12 protein-coding genes and 1 pseudogene are annotated in these 21,927 nt (G+C 64.7%); 2 read left to right on the forward strand and 11 right to left on the reverse strand.

Annotation, left to right across the window (positions count from 1 at the left end; translation table 11 throughout):
- Position 1: 1 nt before the first annotated feature.
- The 4 genes from GXK59_RS09390 to GXK59_RS09405 form a co-directional block, all read right to left on the reverse strand.
- Complete coding sequence (locus GXK59_RS09390; protein WP_160666232.1) at positions 2-1,801, reverse strand: branched-chain amino acid ABC transporter ATP-binding protein/permease; 1,800 nt, start codon at positions 1,799-1,801, stop codon at positions 2-4.
- On the reverse strand, positions 1,789-2,988 hold the full coding sequence (locus GXK59_RS09395) for an ABC transporter substrate-binding protein (protein ID WP_160666234.1): 1,200 nt from the start codon (positions 2,986-2,988) through the stop codon (positions 1,789-1,791). The genes GXK59_RS09390 and GXK59_RS09395 overlap by 13 nt, the downstream gene beginning before the upstream one ends.
- Positions 2,985-3,866: a branched-chain amino acid ABC transporter permease gene (locus GXK59_RS09400; RefSeq protein WP_160666236.1), complete on the reverse strand. Its 882-nt coding sequence runs from the start codon at positions 3,864-3,866 to the stop codon at positions 2,985-2,987. Before GXK59_RS09400 ends, GXK59_RS09395 begins: the two co-directional genes overlap by 4 nt.
- Before the next feature lie 564 nt (positions 3,867-4,430).
- Positions 4,431-5,012 (reverse strand): TetR/AcrR family transcriptional regulator, encoded by a 582-nt coding sequence (locus GXK59_RS09405; protein WP_160666238.1) that lies wholly within the window; start codon positions 5,010-5,012, stop codon positions 4,431-4,433.
- A 461-nt stretch (positions 5,013-5,473) separates the two neighbouring features.
- Here GXK59_RS09405 and istA point away from each other — a divergent pair.
- Positions 5,474-7,017 (forward strand): annotated as a pseudogene (gene istA / locus GXK59_RS09410) (IS21 family transposase).
- Positions 7,014-7,802, forward strand: a complete 789-nt coding sequence (gene istB / locus GXK59_RS09415) for an IS21-like element helper ATPase IstB (RefSeq protein ID WP_160666240.1) — start codon at positions 7,014-7,016, stop codon at positions 7,800-7,802. The pseudogene istA and the gene istB overlap by 4 nt, the downstream one beginning before the upstream one ends.
- Before the next feature lie 1,203 nt (positions 7,803-9,005).
- Here istB and GXK59_RS09420 read toward each other — a convergent pair.
- From GXK59_RS09420 to GXK59_RS09450, 7 genes are all read right to left on the reverse strand, one after another.
- Positions 9,006-10,454, reverse strand: a complete 1,449-nt coding sequence (locus GXK59_RS09420; RefSeq protein WP_160666242.1) for an AAA family ATPase — start codon at positions 10,452-10,454, stop codon at positions 9,006-9,008.
- The gene (locus GXK59_RS09425; RefSeq protein ID WP_160666244.1) at positions 10,447-11,487 is read right to left on the reverse strand and encodes an ATP-dependent nuclease; all 1,041 of its coding nucleotides are present in this window, start codon (positions 11,485-11,487) and stop codon (positions 10,447-10,449) included. Before GXK59_RS09425 ends, GXK59_RS09420 begins: the two co-directional genes overlap by 8 nt.
- A gap of 690 nt (positions 11,488-12,177) precedes the next feature.
- Positions 12,178-13,322, reverse strand: a protein-coding gene (locus GXK59_RS09430; RefSeq protein ID WP_160666246.1) for an IS3 family transposase whose coding sequence is annotated in 2 segments (ribosomal slippage) — positions 12,178-13,046 and positions 13,046-13,322 — 1,146 coding nt in all. Because the reading frame shifts where the segments join, the coding sequence is not laid out codon by codon here.
- A gap of 297 nt (positions 13,323-13,619) precedes the next feature.
- Positions 13,620-14,177 carry an AfsR/SARP family transcriptional regulator gene (locus GXK59_RS09435; RefSeq protein ID WP_237393848.1) on the reverse strand — a complete coding sequence of 186 codons (558 nt, stop codon included), beginning with the start codon at positions 14,175-14,177 and terminating at the stop codon, positions 13,620-13,622.
- A 1,062-nt stretch (positions 14,178-15,239) separates the two neighbouring features.
- Positions 15,240-15,560: a hypothetical protein gene (locus GXK59_RS09440; protein WP_160666251.1), complete on the reverse strand. Its 321-nt coding sequence runs from the start codon at positions 15,558-15,560 to the stop codon at positions 15,240-15,242.
- A 169-nt stretch (positions 15,561-15,729) separates the two neighbouring features.
- Entirely contained in the window at positions 15,730-17,502 is a 1,773-nt protein-coding gene (locus GXK59_RS09445; protein WP_160666252.1) for a hypothetical protein, read from the reverse strand.
- Positions 17,502-21,911, reverse strand: coding sequence for a hypothetical protein (locus GXK59_RS09450; protein WP_160666254.1), 4,410 nt, complete (start codon positions 21,909-21,911; stop codon positions 17,502-17,504). Before GXK59_RS09450 ends, GXK59_RS09445 begins: the two co-directional genes overlap by 1 nt.
- Positions 21,912-21,927: the final 16 nt, after the last annotated feature.

Here is a 21,927-nt window from a genome sequence, read left to right on the forward strand (position 1 = left end):
CTCACACCGCTCCCAAGTAGGCGTTACGTACATCCGCGTGGGCGGAGACCTCGTCCATGTCCCCGTCCACCAGCACCATGCCGTCAGCCAGGACCACGACGCGGTCTGCCAGCTGACGGACGATGTCCATGTCATGCTCCACGATGACCAGGGTGCATCCCAGCTGCTGGTTAACGTTTCTGAGCGTCTGTGCCAGGCGAACCGAGTCCTCGTGGGAAAGTCCGGCGGCCGGTTCATCCAGCAGTACGATCTCTGGGCCCCAGGCAATGGACATGGCCAGCTCGAGCGCGCGCTGATCAGCCAGCGGCAGGTCTTGGGTTAGAATGTCACTGTTGTTTGTGAAGCGTTCCAGCTCCTCGGGAAGGTCCACCCACTGGAACGCTTCCGCCCGAGCCATTGCCATGTTCTGGGCCGGCGTTAGTTCATGGTAGATACTGGGAATCTGGAAAAGCCTGCCCAGACCCAGGCCCGCACGCTCGTGCGCGCTCGAAGACGTTACCTCCCGATCGCGGATCCGGATCTGCCCGCTGCTCACCGGCAGGTCCCCAGCAACAAGGTTCAGCAGGGTGGTCTTACCGGCACCGTTCGGGCCGATAAGGCAGACGATCTGCCCTGCAGGAATATTGAGTGTCACTCCCCGGACTACCGGTACCGCGCCAAAGGACTTCGTGACGTCCTTCAGGCTGAGAGCCGACGGATCGAGATCGATCGGGGGCCTGATATTCATTTCTTCGTCCTGCCGAAGACGGCCGAAGTCCCCTCCCCGTGCGGCTGCTGCCGGACGAGCGGATGCGATGTCGGCATCGGTGTGGTCTGAGAAGATAAGGGCGTCTTGCGCGGCTGAACGCGCCAGGGGGCTGCGCCGTAGTTTGGCTGCAAAACCTACCAGTCCTCCGGGGGCGAAGCGAACGACAAGAATAAAGGCGACACCCATCACCAGCAGGTACCAGCTGCCGATTGCCTCGCCCAGATACTCCTGCCCGATGGTGACAATCCCGGCTCCCAGAAAAGCGCCAATGATAGTGCCGCGTCCCCCTACCGCCAGCCAGACCAGCACTTGGGTGGACATCACAATGCCGGCGGTGGCCGGGGAAACCAGACCAATCACAGGAGCTGCTGCACTACCGGCAACTGTGGCCACCAGTGCACTGAGGACAAAGGCCGTTGTCTTGGTCCGGTGTGGGTCCACGCCCAGGTGTTCGGTTCGCTGCTCATTGACGCGTACAGCCAGCAGACGCCGACCCAGTGGTCCCCGCAGTGCGACGAACCAAACTGCCGTGACCACTACCAGTGCCACGATGGCGGTGCGGTAGAAGTTGTCGACAACGCCAGGTGAGGGGACAAAGAGCCCGTTGCTGCCGTTGGTGACGGCGAGCCAGGACCGGGCGATTTGTTCGGCCAGCAGTGTTAGGGCGAGCGTGAGTACGGCCATCGTGGAGGCAAGGGCCCTGTTGCCCAGGCCCACGTGTCCTATCCCCAACGCCACGAGCGCAGATAGAGCCAGTGCGGCAGCGACTCCTATCGCCACGGGAATGCCCGCGTTGACCGCGATGGCTGCACCATAAGTACCGATCCCGAAAAAGGCTGCGTGCCCGATGCTGATGACTCCGGCCCGGCCCCAGCCCAGATCCAGGCCGAAGGCGAAGAGTCCATAAGCCAAGGCCAGCGTCAGCAGGGCCAAAGGGTAGGCCGGCAGCAGAAACGGCACAACGGCCAGGCCCACAATGGTGCCCGCGAGAGCTATAGCGTGCCGGCGTTCAACCCTGCGCCGCCAGTTTGTCATAGGCTTCAGGAAACGCATTGCGACCCGCTTCCCGTGTCCTCAGGGGTCTTGTAGCTCTGGACCGGGACGTACTTGCCGCCAGGCTGGATGCCCAGCAGATACATCTCCGTGACGAAACGGTGATCCTTTGTAAAGTGCCCGCTGCCAAAGACACCGTTCTCGATAGTGGCACCTGAGAGGGCCGCCGTGATGGCGTCTGCGTCGGTGGAGCCTGCCTTCTCGACAGCGCGGGCCACCATTTGGACGCCCTCATAGGCGTTGGCCGCTACTCCCGGAATCGGAGCGGAGAAATCGTATGCCTTCCGGTAGTTCTGGACGAATTCGGCGTTGGCCTGTCCCGTTAGCTGGTCGGAGTAACGGCCTGGCAACTCCATGCCGTCGATCCGGGTGGTCAGCCCGGGATAAAAGTCCTGCATGATGCTCACACCGCTGAATCCGGTGCTCTTCAACAGCCCGGCCTGGTCCGCCTGGCTGACCAGAGACGTGGCATCACCGCCCACGACCGCGGACAAGATCCAGTCCGGCTTAGCGGCGGACAGTTTGTTGATAACAGGCTGCCAGTCGGCGGTGCCGAGTGGCGAATATTCTTCCACAGATACGCTGCCGCCTGCGGCTTCGACCATACTGCGCGCCTTGGCCAGATAGCCCCGGGGAAAGACGTAGTCATTGCCCACCATCGCCACCCGCTTGCCGTATTTGTTCATCATCTGCGGGACGATCACGTCCAGCATCGTAAGGTCAGGTTCTCCGAACGGGTAGAAGTACGGACCGCAAAATGATGCATCACCGAGCACCACAGAGGAAAACGGGACCTTTGATGCCTGGGAAACTTTGCCCACGGCCGCGGTCGTGTCACCCGGAATGGTTCCGAACAGATAATCCACTTTGTCCTGGGCGATCAGACGCTGGGCCAGCTGAGTGGATTTTGACGCGTTGGCCTGGTCGTCCACCGTCACGACCTCCACCGGGCGCCCCAGGACGCCGCCGGCTTCGTTGATCTTCTTCACCCCGAGCTCGACGCCGCGCTGCAGTGCGAGTCCCTCTTGCACGGCAGGACCGGTCACGGGTGCGATCAGGCCGATCTTGAGGGCGTGGCCCGAGCTCGGCGCCTGCGCGCTCGTGCTGGCTGCTCCACAGCCGGTCAAGACCAGGGCTGTGGCGGTGAGGATGACTGTTGCCGCGCTGAGGCGGCGACTGCGGTTCATGCCGGTGCTCCGTGGCGTGTGGCGGGGACCGCGGGTGCTATTTTCCATTGGGGTTTCCTCCAGGACAGGCCGTTCGGACGAACGGCGATGAGAATGATCAACAGAGCAAAAAGAATCAGCTGAGCGACGGTTTCGTTCAGATAAGTGCGCAGCAGGGTGCTGAGGATAGCGACGATCAAGGCTCCGAAGATGGAGCCAGGGAGCGATCCGGGCCGGCCAATCAGCACTGCAAAGAACGCCGGGGCCAGAAAGGAGACGCCGACACCCGGAGTCACGCCCAGCATGGGGCTTTGCAAGGCTCCGGCCAGGACAGCGAAGCCGGTGCCCGCGGCGAATGTCCCGGTGATCATCAGCGTGGGCGGGATACCCAGCAAGGATGCCATGGTGCGGTTGTCCACCGTGGCGCGAATCCTCATTCCGAGGTTGGAACGAAACAAGAGCAGCAGACCGCTCCCGACGACGGCCAGTGCGATTACCGTAATGACGAGCCTGTATACGGGGTACTGGACGCCCAGGACGTCGAATGTTCCCGACATTGGTGCCGCTACGGATGCTGGTGTGGAACCGAAGACGGCGTCCGCTCCTTGGCGAAGCACAATGCCCACGCCCCACATGGCCAGTAGTGTGGCGAGGAACCCTCGAGCATAGAGCCGTGAGAGCACTAGCCTCTCAGTGATTACGCCTAGTGCCAGGCCCAGCAGGACCACCACAAGCAGCCGGGGCCAGAAGGGAATTCCTGCCATGGCGTACATCAGGAATGCGCCTACCATTGCGAATTCACCGTGTGCCACATTAACCACGCCCAGTTGGCCGAAAATGATCCCCAGACCGAAGGCCAGTAGGGCATAGAAGCCAAAAAGCGTGAAGATGGACAGCAATAGGCTGACTAAACTTTCCAAGTTTCCTCCATAGGGATTGCTGGGATGCCCAGCGGTGGCAGCGCACAAACCTGCAGAGCCGGCCCCACGTCAAGGGCGCTGTTGTCGCGTCCCCACGAGACCATGACAGAAACGCCAACGGGCAGGCCGCCCAGCCCAACCGGCCAAGCGGCCACAGGAGAGGCGACGTCCCCCATCGCAAAAGATAGGGTCATGGGATCCTCTTGGACCAAGTGCTGACCAGTCATAATCGTCGCGGCGGCGGAGAGCCGTGAGAACGGCCGTTGGTTCCAGCACCGCGTCCCCGTGGATCCGGGCCCCGTGATTAATGGATTCAGGACGTCCGTCGGCTTCGGGCGCCACGCTATTGCGCGTGGCGCCCGGACCAGGCCTGCTTCCAGCAGATCAACGGTGGGAAGGGCACCGGAATGCAACTGCGCTGCGGCGTCCATGACGCTCAGATCTTCAGGGCAGGTGCCGTCAATTCCAAAGCTTTGCATGCAGACATGCTGGCAACGAATGGTTCAGTGCGACGGCAAGTGAGACGATCCCGCCGCAAAAATCTCACTTTGAACGCTTGAGACACATTTCGGAGACCAAAGACTCGGCGTCCACGGCCGGTGCGCAGATACCGGCTGTCAGCATCGTCATCATCTGAATACGGCGCGTACGATCCCGGATGGCGCCGGCCAATTCCACGGCGTCCCGGGGATCTGCGGCGCGGCGTAGCATGCCTTCCCGCTGGGCCTGTATCCATAGAGCGGCGAACTCGGGCTCAAATGCTTCGCGGATCGGGTGGATGGCGCGGGGTGCGCGGCCCACCGTGAGTCCGGCGGCGGTAATAAACCTGTCATCTGCCGTCGTCATGCGGGTGAACGCCTCGAGGATGGCCAGCACGTTCTGGAGAGGCGTGTACCCGGGCCGGACTCCGCGGCGGGCGTAATCTTCCATGCGAGACCAGCGGACAACAGATACCTCGTCAATGAGCATCTCCTTAGTGGAGAAGTGTCGGTGGAGCGTGGCGGTCCCCACCCCGGCGACAGAGGCGATCTCGCGGATCCCCACGTCGGTGCTGCCCCTATGCCCTATCACGTCCCGGGCGGCCCGAACCAACTGCATCCTGTTGTGGTAAACATCGGTACGCATATGACAGTCCCTGCGAGCAGAGGTCGGCGCCCGTCTCCGGGGGCCACCCGTAGTTGATGTGTGGAGGATCGTTAATATACCGGAAGGTGTGGTGCAGCTCTCATTTTGGCTTCAAGGAAGATCCACGCAAGCGTCATCTTCGGAAATCGACTTCGCGGAATGCTCGAAGACTATGGCGCTGCTTCTACTGCTCCTTGCCTCGGCGCTGCCTCCATCCATAATTTCCAGATCAGATGACACCTGGAAAATCGATCAGGCACTCGGGTGTTAGCGGCCATGAAAAACTGCCCGAAGGCGGCCACGAAAGTGCCCGCTGACGGCCAGTAGAACTGCCTGACGGTGGCCATGAGATCTGCCCACTTCCTTACTGAACCGACCGCGTCTTAAGCGGTGGGGGCCTCTCCCTGGGGTTTGATGACGGTGTCTAAGCGCACCAAAAGCGAACCAGGAAGAGGCCCTGTATGAAGTCTGACGGAGAAATCATGGAAATTCTTGCTGCCTACGATCTGACCGGATCGTTGCGCGCCACCGCGGAGCTCACGGGCTGCTCGCACCACACTGTTGCCAAACATGTTCAGGCCAGGGATGCTGGCCGGCCGATCGGGGAACCTGCGGCCCGGGGCCGGGTCACGGACGCGTACCTGCCCAAGATCGAGGAATGGATCGAAGGATCCAAGGGCCGGATCCGCGCGGACAAAGCCCACGAAAAGCTCCTTGCCCTGGGCTATACGGGTTCGGAACGCTCCACCCGCCGCGCGATCGCGCAGGTCAAGGCGGCGTGGCGGCTGGGCCACACCCGCGTGCACCGGCCCTGGGTCACCGAGCCGGGGATGTGGCTGCAGTACGACTTCGGCGACGGGCCCCGGATCGGCGGGGTGAAGACCATCCTGTTCGTGGCGTGGCTGGCGTTCTCCCGGTTCCGGATCGTGATCCCGCTCAAAGACCGGACCGCGCCGAGCGTGTTCGCTGCTTTGGACCGGTGCTTCCGGATCCTGGGCGGGGCACCAACGTATGTGCTGACGGATAACGAGAAGACCGTCACCACCGCCCATGTCGCCGGGGTCCCGATCAGGAACCAGCAGACCCTGGACTTCGCCCGGCACTACGGTGTCACCGTACTGACCTGCCAGCCGGCGGACCCTGCCACCAAGGGCGGGGTCGAAGCGTCCGTGAAACTCGCCAAGGCCGACATCGTGCCAAAGGACACCAACCTCCGCGACGAGTACGGCACCTTCGCCGAACTCGAAGCTGCCTGCGAGGCGTTCATGGACGAGGTGAACAACCGTGAACACAGGATGACCCGGCGCAAACCGGCGGCCATGCTCGCCGAGGAAGCCCCCAGGCTGCACCGGATCCCCGATACCGCCCACACCGTCGCGTTCGGGCTGGCCCGCACCGTCCCGGAGAATACCCCGATGGTCACCTTCGAGAACGCCCAATACTCCGTCCCGTGCACCTGCTTGGGGCCCGGGTGTTCGTGCGCACCCACGGGACCGGACCCGGCGAGCAGGTCATCATCGTCCACGCCGGCACCGCCGGCCCGGTCGAAGTCGCCCGCCACGACCGGGCACGGCCCGGCAGCCCCGCCATCAACGATGAGCACTTTCCCGGAACCAGGACCCGGATCCCCGGCGACTACGAGGTCAGGGCCCGCAGCGCGGATGAAGCCGCGTTCCTGGCCATCGGCGAGGGCGCCAGGAGCTGGCTGGTCGAGGCCGCCGCGGCCGGAACCGCACGGATGAACGTGAAGATGGCCGAAGCCGTCACCCTGGCCAAAATCGCCGGCAACGACCAGGTGGACCGGGCCCTGGGCGACGCCGCCCTGCACGGCCGCTTCGCGCACCCTGACCTCGCCTCGATCCTGAACGCCAACATCCGCCGCACCACCACGCACGCCGCGAACGAAGCCACCTCGCTGACCCAGGGAACCGGCGCGTGGGCCGCGATCGGCAACCCCGCCCTGAACACTCCGTCCAACAGCACCTCACGGGAGGTGGCTCGATGAGCCCCGTCACGACGGCCAACACCGGAGCCCCGCCGCTGCCGCCGGACCTGGAGGCCCTGATGCGGTCCCTGAAAATGCCCCACGCCCGGGCGCTGGCCCCGGAACTGATCGCGACCGCCCGAGCGCAGCGCTGGGAACCGGCCGAGGTGATCAAAGCACTCTTCCCCGAGGAAGCCGCCGGCCGGGCCCGGTCCATGCTCGCCTCCCGCCGCAAGGCCGCAGGCTTCCCGACCGGGAAAACCTTCGATGCCTGGGACCCGGCAGCATCCTCCATCCCGGCCCCGACCCAGCAGGCGCTGCGGACCCTGGAATGGATCAACCGGCGGGAGAACCTGGTCGTCTGCGGGCCCTCCGGGACCGGGAAGACGTTCTTCCTCGAAGCCCTCGGCCAGCAAGCGGTGGAAGCCGGGATGCGGGTGGCGTGGTTCAGGCTCGAGGACCTCGGCGTCCTGATCCGCGCGCACCGCACCGATGACAGCGTCACCCGCGCCGTCGCCCGGATCCTGCGCGCCGAGCTCGTGGTGATCGATGACATCGGCCTGTTGCCGGTGGCCACGGACGCCGCCGAAGGCCTCTACCGGGTCGTGGACGCCGCCTACGAAAAACGGTCCGTCGCGATCAGCTCCAACCTCCACCCCGCCGGCTTCGATGAGCTCATGCCCAAAACCCTCGCCACCGCCACCGTTGACCGGCTGCTGCACCACGCCCACGTCTGCCAGACCAGCGGCGATTCCGTCCGCCTCACCCAGGCCCTCGCCGGAAAAGGAGTAACCCGACTGAACTGACCAAACCAAACGATGGCCAACCCCGCCGAACCAATCAGTGGGCAGATCTGTTGGCCATCAACGGGCACTTTTACTGGCCACCAGCGGGCACATCAACTGGCCGCCCGTGGGCAGAAACTACTGGCCATTGACACTCGGGCAGCTTGGTCCCTCTCCAATAGGCGTCGAGGCACACCGAACACGTAACAGGCTTTGGGAAAGATTTTCGGTTTTGGATCGTGGCCCGAGCCTGTGGATCCGGCTGAGGCCTATACCCCACTAGAATCCTGGGTCATGGATACCGTGACCCTGATGAGGCACTGAACGAACCTGAGGATGGCGGGCGGACACCCGCGGACGATGACTCCGGAGCAGACACCTCCGCTGCGGAGCAGCTGATATCCGGAGCGCTACGGTATCTCGAAAACTGATCATGCGATCGAGAGGATGTCACCGATCTGCCAACAACGTACTTCGAGCAGATCCATCGGATGGCGTCCGCCAGAGTCATGAGCAACATGAGCCGCAGAACCGTTCGGATCGGCCTTGGCCTAACGCAACGAAGATCACTCCCGCATTATCAGCGCACTCGACGCCGGCGATGCCGAGACCGCCAAGGCAGAGATGGAAAAACACATCCTGAATACCGCGACGATCATCCACCATGCCAGGACGGCAGCGGTCTCCTAACTAGTGGATCCACTAGGTTGGGCTCTCCCGCAGTCTTCCGCTTCGAAGGTCCAACCAACGGGCGATGGCCGTCGAACGGCGATCCTGCTGGCTGCGACACCAATATCGAGCGCGGGTAACGACACATAGCAACGAGACGCTTCCTCCAGTGCCGGCGATAGTGTTAACGCCAACGGAAAAAAGGGCCACCGACCATGATGGAAGGTGATCAATTTGGGTGATTGGGCGGAGATACGCCACCTGTTTTCGACGGGCAGGCACTCGAAGCGTGCGAGTCGTCGGTGGTCCTGATTCAAGCCGTCACCGACACGCCCCTCACTTCGAGATAGGCATCCGGAACCGCGCTCCCGATGTGCCAGGCTCGGGTTTTGCTTTGCTTTGCCCATCGCTACTGCAACATTCAGTTCCTTGGCACCCACGAGCTAGTCTGACTTCGTCGAGTGTCCGCCCCACTACCTGAAGGCGCGGAAGCTCCGAGGCCAACCACTATTCACAAATCGCTGAGGTCTGATGACTTTGTAGGATCTGCAAGTGTCAGACGGCAGTGGTGGGGCTCAGGACGCTGCTTCTGCTGACAACCGTGACGGATTTTGACCCCCTCGTGAGGGCCACATATAGCTCTTGAGCGTTGCATTTGTCGGCATCGAGCAAGATCGCATGGTCGTATTCGAGCCCCTTCACGAGTAGTGGTCGCGATAGGACTCGCCGGGCTGGGCGTCGACCGCGAGCTCTGGCCCCGTTGCGGACCTGCATCAGGGCACGCGTAACGGAGAGCTCGGCATCTAGGGCGGCGAACTGAAGGGCGTGAATGACTTCACTCCACGCTTCCCGACAGTAGATCTTGACGTTCGGAAGACCCATAATCGCATCCAGAGCCGCGTGGACAGAACGCGGTGTCGGTCCCGAGAGCAGGCGGTTAATGGCAGCGTAGGTCTTCTGCCGATCCGTTGTTCGAGTCACGATGGCCTTGCCTGTGGCCAGACGTCGTCTTTTCGTCGAGTCGAGGTGCGTCGCAATCCCCGTTGCGCAATTCACTGCGAACTCCACTGCGCCCGCTGCAACCTCGGGTGCAGTACCGCTGTCGACGAGTTGGCAAAACTTCTCGGTGACGCTCGAATCCAGCGCCTCCATGACCGAGTAGGACCCGTTGAGTTGCTGCGCAGGGCTCAGGATGTCGTGGCGAAATTGCCCGAGAGCTACTGTGGAGCCTTCCTGCGGCGATCTGAAACATGCTGCGGCTTGTTCTCTGACTTTGAACTGTCCCTCGCTGGGCATTCTCCTCCACTGAATGGGAGAGCCTGCCAGGTCAATCGGATTCCCGTCGGCGAGAGTTTTCCTGATGGAGAGCAGCCAATTTCCCAGTCTTGGATTGTGGTCATGCCACCTCCATGGGTATGAAGCAATCGATACTTCCGGAAAACAATCGAGGACGTCGTTTTTCCAGTCGACCGGCTGCTGTCCCCCGAAATTGAACAGCCCCTGGAGAGGGTCCCCCAGGACCAGCGTCGGCAGCACCCCCGTGAACCCGGCAACCAGCCGATGCTGATCAATCAGGCAGTCTTGGTACTCGTCGACGATGATGAGGTCGTAGCTGACCGTGAGCATGCGCCGGACAATTTCGCTATCAACCGCACGTGTGGCTGCGATGTGATAGGCCTGCGCATAGGTCCAATCCGGGTCGGAAGGAACGGCAAGTCCGGCAAGCAGAGGAAAGTGCTGAATGAGGTCAAAGCACCACGCATCTATTGTGCGGACGCTGAAGTGCTCCTTGGAAACCGAAAACTTAGCCATCCGGCGTCGAAGTGCATCGACGCCGGCGTGTGTGTGCGTTAGAACAAGGACGTTGCCGCCCCCGGCCGCCACCTCAGCTACGACTGCTGCAACCAGTTCTGTTTTCCCGGTTCCTGCCGGCAGCGTGATTGAACCTGGTAGCGCGCCCAGGATCCGAATCGCGGCAGCGTTGAGGGCAGCGCCCTCAGTCATCCGATTTCCCTTCCACATCGGCGTCCTGCACATCGTCGAAAACGAACTGGAATATGCTCTCGATGGTGCTGCCCAAGAAATCGTCCTCGATGCTGGCCCAATGATTCGTCAGGAGATCCACCAATACTTCCCCGCCATCCACGTTCTTGAACCACGGGTTCTTCTTGCCCTTGGACGCCAGCCCAATCGCGCTTCGGATTTCCTGGGACGATTTGCCGCAGGATGCTTCCCATTCAGCCGGATCTGTCCCCTCAAGTTTGGGTACCGAGAGTTTCGCAGCGACGGCCGAGCAGACCGCCTCTTCGCTCATCAGTTCTGCGGCCCGATCCACCATTTCCCGCAAACCTGCCGCGTTGAGGCCGTGGACGAGTTCGTCTTCAAGAGCTCGGCCATTCTGCCATCGAGCGACAATCACGCCGGCGGCCTGCGCGGCCGCAACGTTCGGCGCTACCTTAGGATCGTCGTTGTCCATGAGGACGAGGGACGGGTACCCCAGGTTGCTAAACAATCGCGCCCTGTCTGGGGCGTCGTTACCACCCCTGCCATCGACGATAGCTAGCCCCAAGGACACACTGCTGGAGTGCCCTTTTGTGAGGCGTACGGCGTCACGGTGTCGAAACAATCCGCGAAGCAGGCCCACCTCTGTAGCACCCTCGCCGACGACTACCTTTCGCGACAGCAGAGCCGATGGTGCCGAGCGGAACACTCCCTGGGCGGTCTCGAGCTCCTCCGGGACCGGAAGAACGGTCGTTTTGCCATCGACAGACCGAACCACTGCCAGATCGTTGGTCTTAAGGCTTTCGACCGCCATGGCGGAGTGTGTTGTGAACAGCACCTGGATGGATGCTGCGGTCGCCTTCTGCTGAAGCACATGCAACAGGTGTGCGAGACGATGTGGTTCGAGGCCATGCTCCACTTCATCAATGGCGATAATCGAACCCCCCTGTACGGAAGCCGCCTGGATGCCGAAACTGGTCAACCTCCTGGTCCCCAACCCGAACTGGGTAAGAGGGATAGGCCCGTCGTGCAACATCAGTGCATGGGCTGAAGACGCTGAGCTAGGCTCCAAACCGGGCCGTAGCTGAGCAAACGGGGCGCTCCCGACCTCCCGACCTCCCGACCTCCCGAGAACTAGCCTGCGTCAAACCCGCGGCCACAAGGAGCGCCTCTGGTTGAGAGTCAAACACCGCCTTGCGAGCCAGCCGGTGAGCGTCCAGAATCACAGCAGCTCCTTGGCGAAGTTCAGTGAGACCGCTCAGGGCAGAAGTGCGCGTCCATCGAAGATGAATGTCTACTTGGTCATCGATCCGGAAGAAGCCCAGACGCTGCCGCTGGCTTGCGGTTACGGTGCGCGTTTCGTCGGTCCCGGGACGGATGACCTCCCAAATCGGTTCAAGGTCCTGTTCAACGGTCAACCGAATCACGAGGCAAGGTACCGCACCAGGAATTGGATCGTGTACCAATCTGCCATCCGGATAGATGCCTGACTGTTCTTTTCCGAGCTGGTTCTCCTGAACAAGGAAGTCAGGTAAATCGGTCACTGCTGCAGTGATGAGGATCGGCCGAACGGTGTTCCCACGGAAAAAGTCAGCGTCAGTAAAACGAAGCGTGTAGGTGGGTGACAGCACAGCTCCGACAGCATCGAGAATCGTAGTCTTCGTCGAATCACCGGGTCCGACCAATGCGAGGAGGGGACTGCCCCGGCTTTTGTTGACTCCGGGTCTTAGGCCGCTAAGAGCGCGGTCCGGTTGATTGTTTCATATTCGATCGGCGTGAGTTTTCCCAGCCGCCTTTGCCGTCGCCGGCGGTGGTACGTCCTTTCGATCCAGGTGGTGATCGCCAGACGGAGCTCCTGGCGTGTGAGCCATCTCTGGCGGTCCAGGACGTTTTTCTGCAGCAGCGAGAAGAACGACTCCATCGCGGCGTTGTCCGCGCACGCACCCACCCGGCCCATCGACCCTGCGAGCCCGTGGTGCCGGAGCGATTCGACGAAGCGGCGGGACCGAAACTGGGATCCCCGATCCGAATGCACCACCGTTCCGGCCGGGCGGCGTGAGCGCACCGCGTTCTCCAGCGCGGCCACCGCCAGCGAGGATTTCATCCGCGAGTCCATCGAGTACCCGACGATCCTCCCGGAATAGACGTCCTTCACCGCGCAGAGGTAGAGCTTCCCCTCGGCAGTGGGGTGTTCGGTGATGTCGGTCAGCCACAGCTCGTTCGGCGCCGCGGCGGTGAAGTCCCGCTCGACCAGGTCGTCGTGGACCGGTGGCCCCGGTTTCCGGTTCACGCCCCGCTTCTTGGAGAACACGGACCAGATGCCGTGATCTCGGCACAATCGCTGGACCCTGTTCTCGCCGGCCGTAATGCCCTTCTCGGGGAGTTCGTCGGCGATGAAACGGTACCCGAAGGCCGGGTCGTCCTCGTGGATGTCCAGGGCGGCGTTGACCAGGTGCGCGTCCGCCCAGTCCCGGTCCGTCACCGGGCTGGCCCTCCACCGGTAATAGCCTTGCTTGCTGAACTTCAACACCCTGCAGGTCACCGCCACGGGAACACCGGCGGCGGCAAGATCCGTGACCAGCGGGTACATCATTTTGGGTTGATGTCCCTCGCCAGATAAGCAGCAGCCCGGCGCAGAACCTCATTCTCCTGCTCCAGCAGGCGGTTGCGCTTCTTCAGCTCCCGCACCTCGGCCAACTCGGCCGCTGCCGGGCCGGCCCCGGATTCCTTACGCTCGGCGATGGCAATCCACCGTTTCAGCGTGGTGACCGAAACCCCGAAATCCTTCGCAATCTGCGCCAGCGGCGCCTCACCCTTGCGGGCCACATCAATAACATCCTGGCGGAACTCCGCCCCATAAGCCGAGGGCATGGTCAACATCCTTCCACGAGCACAAGCTCGCTAGGTCAAGGAGTCAACAAAACCGGGGGCAGTCCCGTGAACCGGGCATGGGGCTCATGCCCGACGAAAGCCCCCGACACGCAGCGGACCGCGACCTTAGTTAAGAGGTCGACTGCATCGATTCGCGGGTACTAACGGGTGGCCGGGCGGCGATGACCACATCAGCGGGCGGAGCCCATGTAGGGTCGTCGCAGCGCTTAGCAGGGGCCTTCTCGGCCTTGGCCCCCGATCTCCATTTGTCGCTCTTGCTCGTTCCGTCCCTCTGGGTCATGGTCTCGGCATCCCTCGTTCTCGCAGGGACCGGCTCTCATAAACGTCAGCGACGAGGCGCCGAATGCCCTCCGATGGAGCGAGGCCCATGTCCTCGTTCAGCTTCGTTCGATACGTTTCGAAGGCCCGACGCGCGGCGGCGCTATTGCCCTGCTTCCTATGGGCCTGAATGAGGAGTCCAACAGCACTTTCGTAGAGCGGCTCGAGTTCGAGTGCTGCCTCAGCGGCTTCCAAGGCGACCTCAAAGTCACTGCATGCCAGCGACTCGCGCCCTATTATGTGGAATGCGTGGAGCCGTTCCTGCCGCAATCTGTTCTGTTCAAAGAGGACCCAATCGTCATACCAGCCCGGGAGCAGTTCGGCGTCGCGCAATAGGCTCAGTGACGAAGCGGCATGCCCGTCAGGCCCGGTTTGGCTTAGCTCTCGAATACAGGACCGGACCCGGTGCAAGTCGACATCCACGAAATCGCTGAGGGAAAGCTCAGCGCCGCCGTTGACCAGCAGGCCCGGGACTTGCCGTGAGACCAGGTGTATGCTCACGCGCAGACTATCCATGGCCAGACTCTCGCAACTCTCCGGCCACAGGAGCCCGACCAGGTAGCTTCGAGGTCGAGGACCGTGTACAGCCAGGGCAGTGATGAGCCGCTGTTGACGCGCCGCAACATGCACAATACACGAGTCCCTGCGGAGTTTCCACGATTTGAGAAGGCTCAGCTGAAAATCGCAAAAGTTGCCGTTTCTCATTAGTGCCCCCAAATCCAGCGGGCCTGCTGCTGGAATAGTTCTTGCAATTAGGATCCGCATTTCAGTAGAGGATGTCAATGGTCCGCTGCGTTTGGCACTATTGTGAAGCGAATAGCGCGGGCCAGCTACCTACAGCTAATGCACACCAGTGATTTTCACCGGAATTTGCTTCCGAAATCAGGGCCAAAAGACCCTAGCGACGACGTTTAACCATAGATTGTAGCCATCCCGGGTTCTGCGAAATACCGCGGATTTTCATATCCGAAATACTGAGAGAGGTCCCTCGAATTTCGCCCGTTCGCTGGCTTCCTCCTGAGTACCCGCTTAGTTGCCGGCGACAGCCGACGGTGCGGTGAAACTGCCCACCCTTGCCTCAAAGTCCCTGGAATCCCAGCAACGGAAGACATCTATCGGCCGATTTGGTCCGGCCAGTTCGGAACGAACTTGCCCGTCCCGGCTGCGGCCGAACGGTGATCTGGTAGCCGCGATCGCGTGAACCAACGGCCGCCCTAATCGCATTCTCTAGTCGATATTTATATACGAACACTCCGAATAATGTAGTACACCTAGATGCGTCAGTGAAACCTGATCCCACTCCGGTCTTGTGCTGAGCGACCTGGTCTCGCAATCCTTCGCCCCGACCGATTAGTCGCAGTCCTTAATTGATTCAGGACATTCACTTTTGCATACCCGAATGGGAATGAGTGAATGGTTGGCAATTGATGGCACTCCCTCATTTATCGCCAGGCTCGGTCAGGCACTCAACGTTGCCGGCCGGTCTACCTATCCTGTCCCTGCCTACGAGGTCAAGCAGGGCAGACTGGTCTAGAGCCATCGCGTTTTTGTGTCCTTTGTGAGTTCTTTGATCGGTACTCACTGACCATCGCACGATGGCTCACTACGTTGCCGGAGCAACGCGCAACTGTGGAGATCTACACCACTCCACGGGACGTAACCCCTCGCGACCGGGGTGCGGAGCGGACGGACGATGCCCGGCCGGGCCACGATGTCACCGGACAGGAACGGCTCCCCGAGTCCGTCCAGAGACCGGATGCCCCGGCTCTCCAAGATCGCCAAGTGCCGGTCGAGCCGGGCATTCACCTCCCGCTGGCCCAAGGCGGTGACGTCGATGAGCCGCGGTACGATCCGGTCGAGGTAGCGGGCGAGGATGGGTTGTCCAGGATTTGTAAGCATGATGGTCACCATTTCGGTAGCAGCGGATTGAGCATGAGTCGGAGCGCATCTTCCGGACCGGTGTCCCCGGTTTCGCGGTCTGCACTTGCGCCGGGGCCCCTCAGACGCGGTCGCGCCCCTGACCCTTGACTTCGACACAGATGCCGCGCCGCCTCAAGGCGCGGACCTACTACGCTGTCGGCGGATGAGTCATGTCCGTGAACGACAGGGCCGAGTCCCAGGCGAGGCGGCTGGAGGCCTCGCCCCGGCCTGTGCGCACCCGATAGGCCGCCCACCGCGCGTAGCGCCCGTCGGCCCGCCGCGCCAGCACCGGGACGGCGCGCAGATGCAAGCCCTCCCGCGGCAGTTCCTCGCCGGGGAAAGTGAGGGGCGTCGGACGCAGTGTAATGCCGCGCGGCACGACGGGGACTCCGTCGTGCAGCAGCGCGGCCTTGCGTAGCGACACCCGACCGGGCGTCAGCGCCACGGGTGCCAGCGGGATCCAGTGCGCTGGCACGGGTGATTGCAATCTGTACGCCCGTTCCTCTTGGCTGAGACCCTCCGGCCACGGATCGGGGGCGGGCGGCCGCTCGCTCGCGCGCCGCCGCGGGTCGCCGCTTCGCCCCTGCACCGAGTTCTCGATGGCCCACGCCATGTTCGCCATCTCGTCGCGCAGGAACAGCACGTCTTCGAGGGCTTCGCCCACGAGTGTGCCGACGGCCACGGGAGGCAGCACGATGCCGGGGAGCATCCGCCCGGCCGCCGAGGTAACGCCGAACATGGTGAACGCGGGATCGTCGAGCTCCGGAACCGTCACCGCGTCGCCGAAGTCGTCGGTCAGGGTCACGGTTCCGACCCTGTTGACCGCGCCGAGCAGGCCGTCGACAGGCACGACCAGCCAGTCGTCACCCGAGGACAACGCGAATTCGGCGAGGCAGAGCCTCGCGAGGTCGTTGGTCTGCGCCTCGATGGCGCCCACGTCGACGGCGCCGTCCTCGAGCTGCCAGTAGCGGTCGGCCGGCATACCGGGGAACCGCAGCGGGGTGGCGAGCATGGTCGCCTCGCTGCCGACGGGGGTGCCGGACGGTGCCTCGCCGGGTAGCTCGACGCTGGCGCCCTCGACCCATTCGAGGTCGCTCCATCGTACGGATGCCGAGCCGAACTGGGTACCCCGGGCGAACACGGCGTTGGTCTTGTCGCCAAAGCGCAGTGCGAACCGGTACTCCAGGCGCTCGGTCGACCAGGCGCCGCCGGAGTCGGGCTCGCCGCCCAGCCAGGCCAGCCACTCGGCGATCGCAGCACGTGCGGCTGCGGCATCCATCGCCTCGCCGATCCAGTCGGGATCCCCGGCGCGCAACTCGCCGGCGAGTGTCCCCCCGTCGGGAACGGCACCGCCGAGAACAGCGAACAGGCGGGCGGCCTGCGGGTCGTCGAGTCCTAGTGGATCGTTCGGGTCATCGTCGAGAGCGAGCGGATGCCGCACCGTGAGCGAGCGTGCGAGCGTCTCTTCGCCGGCGTCCGCCAGGAGGTCCACGAGCTGGGCTCCTGCCTCGGCGCGCTGTCGCACACCGTCGCCGAACGCGAGCTCAGGGACGTCCTGGATGAGCTCTTCGAGAAGCGCCCCCTCGCGCCACGGCCGCCAGTCGGCGCCGGCCATATCGATCGAGTCGCCCGACAGAGGTGCCCAGGCCGTGATCGGCAGCGCGCTCGAGGCCACATGCACCGACACGACGGAACCGGCATCCTCGCCGGTGAGCTCGCCGAACTGCCACTGCCGACCGAGCATCCACGCGGCATCGCCGATGCGCGCCTCGGCACCCGGAGCCGGGTCGCCGGTGATCGAGTCGGGCTCGAGCCGCACCATGGCCGGTGGGTCGGCAACCTGCAGCAGCTTCAAGATCCCCGCCAGGTTCTGGTCGGTCACCTCGCTGACCATCATGTCGATGGGAATCTTGACGGCCATCACTTCACCTCCGAAAGGAACGGAATGCCGACCCCGGACCATTTCACTTTGGCCAGCTCCGTGAACTGGAGCCCTGTACGGATCTGCAACCAGGGGCTCGCCACGTAGATGGCGGGCAGGATGGCCGCGTCTCCCGGCGTGTGCTCATAGGTGACCAGCCGGGCCTTGGCCAGGTCCACGGCCTCCAGCACCGTCGCCACGACGGAATCGGTCGTCCACCGGTTGCCGTCCGGCGACACCGCGGAGAGCAGCACCTGCGGCGCCCTGGCCGATGCCTGGTTGGCGTGTACGGCGAGCCCGGTGGTGGCCCGTGCCGCACGCAGCGGGTTATCGGGCGCCGCCGGATCGAATGCCCGGGGATCTGGTTGGAACGGCAGGGTCTCGGACCAGCCGTCAATTGCGAGTCCGGCGAATGAGCCGGCGAAGTCGTCATGGCCGCCGACGAGTTCGACGACCAGGTGGCTCGCGGATGCCGCCGGCCAGGGGATGTCGTCGGGCAGTGGTCCGGCCAGCCAGCGCTCCGTGCCCGCAGCCGGGTTTCCGGTGACGTCGTCGTGCTCGGTGAGCTGCACGATGCGCAGCGGGATAGGGATGCCGAGGGCCCCACCGAGCAGCTGCGCCTCGGCGAGGCGCCCGACCCCTGCCCGAACTGTGGCGTGATCACGCACGAAGGCGTTGAGGTGGGCACGCGTCGGCTGCTTCGTCATCGCCGGCATGGTGATGGCTGTGTGGAACGAGTCGATGCCGGCGGGCTTCGCCAGCAGGGGCAGGAGCAGGAAACCGTCGCCGAGAATCCCCTCGGCCACGGCGCGGCAGGCATCGACGATCTCGCCGGTGGTGGCCGGGGTTTCGCGCGCCGGGTCGCGCAGGGCGACGAGCGTCGCCCGTGCCTGCCCCAACCGTGCGAACGCCGCCTGCCACGCGCCGACGGCCCAGGCGACGTTCGCCGGAATCGCGGCATCCGGAACCAAGGGGACGCCGAAGGCCGCGAGCCCGCGCACGGCGTCGATGACGTCAGCCACGGCATCCTCCTCGACGGCCAGGCTGTCGGAGTCGATGGCGGCGATGACCGCCTGGCCGGAGGCGAGCACAGTGGCGAGGGCGTCGAGCACGGCACCGACGCGCGCGAGGAGTTCGTCGGTGTCGATCCGGCGTTCCGGGGCAACGCCGGTGCGCACGAGGGAGTCGGGGCCGAGCGGGGTTCCTCCGGCTGCGAGCGAGCGGAGGCTCCCGGCGAGAGCGGCGGCGCGCAGCAGTCCGGCGGCCAGCGGGGAGTCGTCCAGTGCGGGTATGGCCGCGCGCAGCTCACGGTCGAGTGATGCCGCATCGTCCGCGAAGACCAGGTCGAGGGCAGCCCAGCCGGCCTCGGCGAGGGTGTGACGGTTGGGGGTGTCCGTCACCGCGATGTCGGCGGGATCACCGAGGCGACGCGCCGCCCAGGCTTCCAGCCGTGGTTCGGCGAGGGCACGGGGGCGGGTGTTCGACCAGCCGGTCGCATCGGCTGGGATGGCCGCGAACACGCCGTGGGTGAGGATGCGTCCGGTCTGGCGTACGCCGAGGACGCCCAGGTCGGGGTCGACGGCGGCGCCGCTGGCCATGGCATCCATCGCAGCGGAGGCGCGGGACGGGTTGCCCGAGGAGTACTGCAGGACGCTCTCACTCAGAAGGGCGTCCGAGACGGCGTCGAGTGTGGCCGCGGCTCCGCGCATGGCCGCGGCCAGGAGGTCCCACTCCGCGTTCGACACGGGGTCCCAATTCTCGACGAATGCGTTGTCGGGCTTGAGGGTGAGCCGGGCGCGCAGCGGCGGGTTGGCCGCGGTGAGCGTGTCGAGCGGGAACAGCCGCAGCAGTTCTGCGCCGTCGACGACATCGGCGGCGGCGACGCGTGCTGCCGCGACCTCCTGCGCCTCGTCGTTGCCGAGTTGGTCGGTGGCGGCGGGCGCGATCTGCCGCAGGCTCAGCTGGAACCGGGCCGCCGAGGTTCCGGCGAGGCCGCGTTCGATCTGGTAACCGAGCAGGGCGCCGATCGACTGTCCGGCCGCGACTCCCTCGAGCACGCGCCGGAGTTCGACGCCGCGCCGACTGGACAGGTCGATGGCGAACGGCTGCTTCCCGGGCAGTGCGCCGATGTTGGAGCGGTGGGCGCTCGCCAGGACGCCGGCGGCGACGGCGTGCGAGCTGCTGGGCGCGTGGATCCAGCCATCCGGATCGCTCCGGGCCACTCCGAGGCGGATCTGCTCGACGTAGCCGAATGCGCCAATGGTCATTCCGACGGGGGCGGTTGCCGCGAGGCTGGCACGGCGTGCAGTCGCGACGCCCGTCGCCCACGCGTCGATTCGGTGGGATGCAAGATCCAGCGCAGAGGCGACGGCGATGCGGCGCTCGTCGAGCGGGGCCGCCGCGAGCGCGATCATGGCGGCTCGCACCTCGCCGCCCACGCCGAAGGCGTAGAGCAGTTCGGTGATGGCGCTGCTGCCCAGCCACCTCGCCTGCGCGGTGTCGCCGAGGTCAAGCGCCACCTGCGCCAGAGAGGTGCGGGCCTCGGCCACCGGTTCGATGGCGGCGATGCTCACACGCTCGGTCGGCTGGCCGTCGAAGTGCTGCACGGCGGCAACCCTCTCGGCGGCGGCGAAGAAGCGCTCAGGGGCGGTATCGTCGACGGCGGCATCGGCGGATGCCGCCATCGTGACGACCCTCCTGATCTCGGGGTCGAGCTGCACGAAGTCGAGCAGTGGGCCAACGAACTCCTGGGGCGCGGCGCGGAACCGCAGTCGCTTGGCGCTGTCCCATGCGATGTCGAGCAGGGCCTGAAGTACGCTGTCGACCTTCGGCGTCGTCCCGGCCAGAATCTCGGCCACGACCTCGGCGTCGCGCTCTGAAACGAGGGGCAGGCCGATGGTGCGGGAGTCATCGTGCGGCGCCGGAGTCGACAGGATCTTGGCCGCGTCGACCGAGAACTGCGCTAGTACGGCCGTTCGCAGGTGAGCCTCGGCCAGCAGCTGGGCGGGATCCGCTCCGGTCGCGGCGGCGAATGCGGCGAGCTGCGGGCCATCGACCGCCGGTCGGGCGCGCACGCCGGTGGCCACGGGGCTGGTGCCGAGCATGTCGAGCAGGTCCTGGTCATCGAGCTGTCCGCCGGGACGCACATGGGGAACGACGGGTGATCGGCTCACCCAGCGGGCGAGCGTGCGCCGGATAAGCGGCACGAGCTGGGCCGTGGTCTCGCCGGAGCGCGGTCGCCAGGCATCGAGATCCGTGACCGGCAACACGCCGTAGGGCTGGGCGCCGATGCGCAGCGCGGGGGCAGACCCCGCTCCGCGCACGTGGTCGCGGTGCAGGCGCCGGGCAGACTCGATGCTTCCCGGGGTGACCGCGGGGATGGCGAGGTCATCGAGGCGTTCGAGCACAGGCTCCCAGGTGGCGAACCAGAGTGCGGTATTGGCGGCGGCCTGAGCCTCGTCCTGGGTCGAGACCGGTCCGGCGGGGATGAGATGCTCGACGGATGCGGCGTCGAGGCCGAGGGCTGCCGCGAGCCGGCTGGCGTCCCGCGACGGCGTGCGCGATTCCACAGGCGGGGCGCCCGCGCTCGCGGCCGGGCGATAGGGCGAGCGTTCGGCATCCGCATTGTTGGTGGCGGTTCCGGCGGCCAGCAGCGAGACGCCGTCGCTGAACCTGTGGCTGGTGAGGAGGTCGACGAAGTCGGCGGCGTTGGCCTCTTCCGACACCGAGTTGCGCGTTCCGACCACCACGATGCGGTCGATGAGAGTGGTGCCGCCGGGCAGCTGCACCTCCACCCCCAGGCCCGCGCTCTGTGCCGCCTCGAAGTCGACTGTCCACTCCGAGCCGACCGGCACGGTCAGGCCGGCCACCTGATTCAGTGCGTCGTCGCCGAACGCGATCGGCGACAGCGGCACGTCGGTCGCCACCGGCGAGCCGGTCACCGTGATCGGCGCTGCTCCGTTCGGGAACACCCGCACCACGAACTGGTCGGGAAGGCAACGGGCGACGGTGCCGTGGGCCACCTCCTCCGGCAATGCCGGGAAGGTCGGGACGCCCTGTCCTCGGATGGCGAGGTTGGTGGGCGTCGTGGCCTCGGCCACCCACCCGGCGCGGCGTTCCCCGACGGCCGCGTTGAGTGCCGGCCAGGCGACCGCATCGGCGTCGTCGATCCAGACGGCCGACCAGTAGGCCACGCCGGCGGCGACCTCGGCATCCGTCACCGCGCGCAGCAGGCTGTCGATGTGTGCCTCGTCGGGCGAGATGCGCACCCGAAGCGTCGACGTTCCCGGAGTCAGCTTGCTCTCGATGCGTACGGGCAGCAGCACAAGGGGCACCTCGGGAGATGCATCGCATGGGTCGAGGCGATCCCGCAGCCCGCCGATGATCTCGCGCAGGTCGTCGTCGAGCACGAGAATCTCGCCGCGG

The organism is Pseudarthrobacter sp. ATCC 49987, from assembly GCF_009928425.1.
Classification (GTDB): Bacteria; Actinomycetota; Actinomycetes; order Actinomycetales; family Micrococcaceae; genus Arthrobacter.

What these genes read in the sequence shown, in the direction of transcription:
- GXK59_RS09390 (WP_160666232.1), bottom strand. Translation starts at nt 1,801, where the DNA reads ATGCGTTTCCTGAAGCCTATGACAAACTGGCGGCGCAGGGTTGAACGC.
- GXK59_RS09395 (WP_160666234.1), bottom strand. Translation starts at nt 2,988, where the DNA reads ATGAACCGCAGTCGCCGCCTCAGCGCGGCAACAGTCATCCTCACCGCC.
- GXK59_RS09405 (WP_160666238.1), bottom strand. Translation starts at nt 5,012, where the DNA reads ATGCGTACCGATGTTTACCACAACAGGATGCAGTTGGTTCGGGCCGCC.
- istB (WP_160666240.1), top strand. Translation starts at nt 7,014, where the DNA reads ATGAGCCCCGTCACGACGGCCAACACCGGAGCCCCGCCGCTGCCGCCG.
- GXK59_RS09420 (WP_160666242.1), bottom strand. Translation starts at nt 10,454, where the DNA reads ATGACTGAGGGCGCTGCCCTCAACGCTGCCGCGATTCGGATCCTGGGC.
- GXK59_RS09425 (WP_160666244.1), bottom strand. Translation starts at nt 11,487, where the DNA reads ATGTTGCACGACGGGCCTATCCCTCTTACCCAGTTCGGGTTGGGGACC.
- GXK59_RS09435 (WP_237393848.1), bottom strand. Translation starts at nt 14,177, where the DNA reads ATGGATAGTCTGCGCGTGAGCATACACCTGGTCTCACGGCAAGTCCCG.
- GXK59_RS09440 (WP_160666251.1), bottom strand. Translation starts at nt 15,560, where the DNA reads ATGCTTACAAATCCTGGACAACCCATCCTCGCCCGCTACCTCGACCGG.
- GXK59_RS09445 (WP_160666252.1), bottom strand. Translation starts at nt 17,502, where the DNA reads ATGGCCGTCAAGATTCCCATCGACATGATGGTCAGCGAGGTGACCGAC.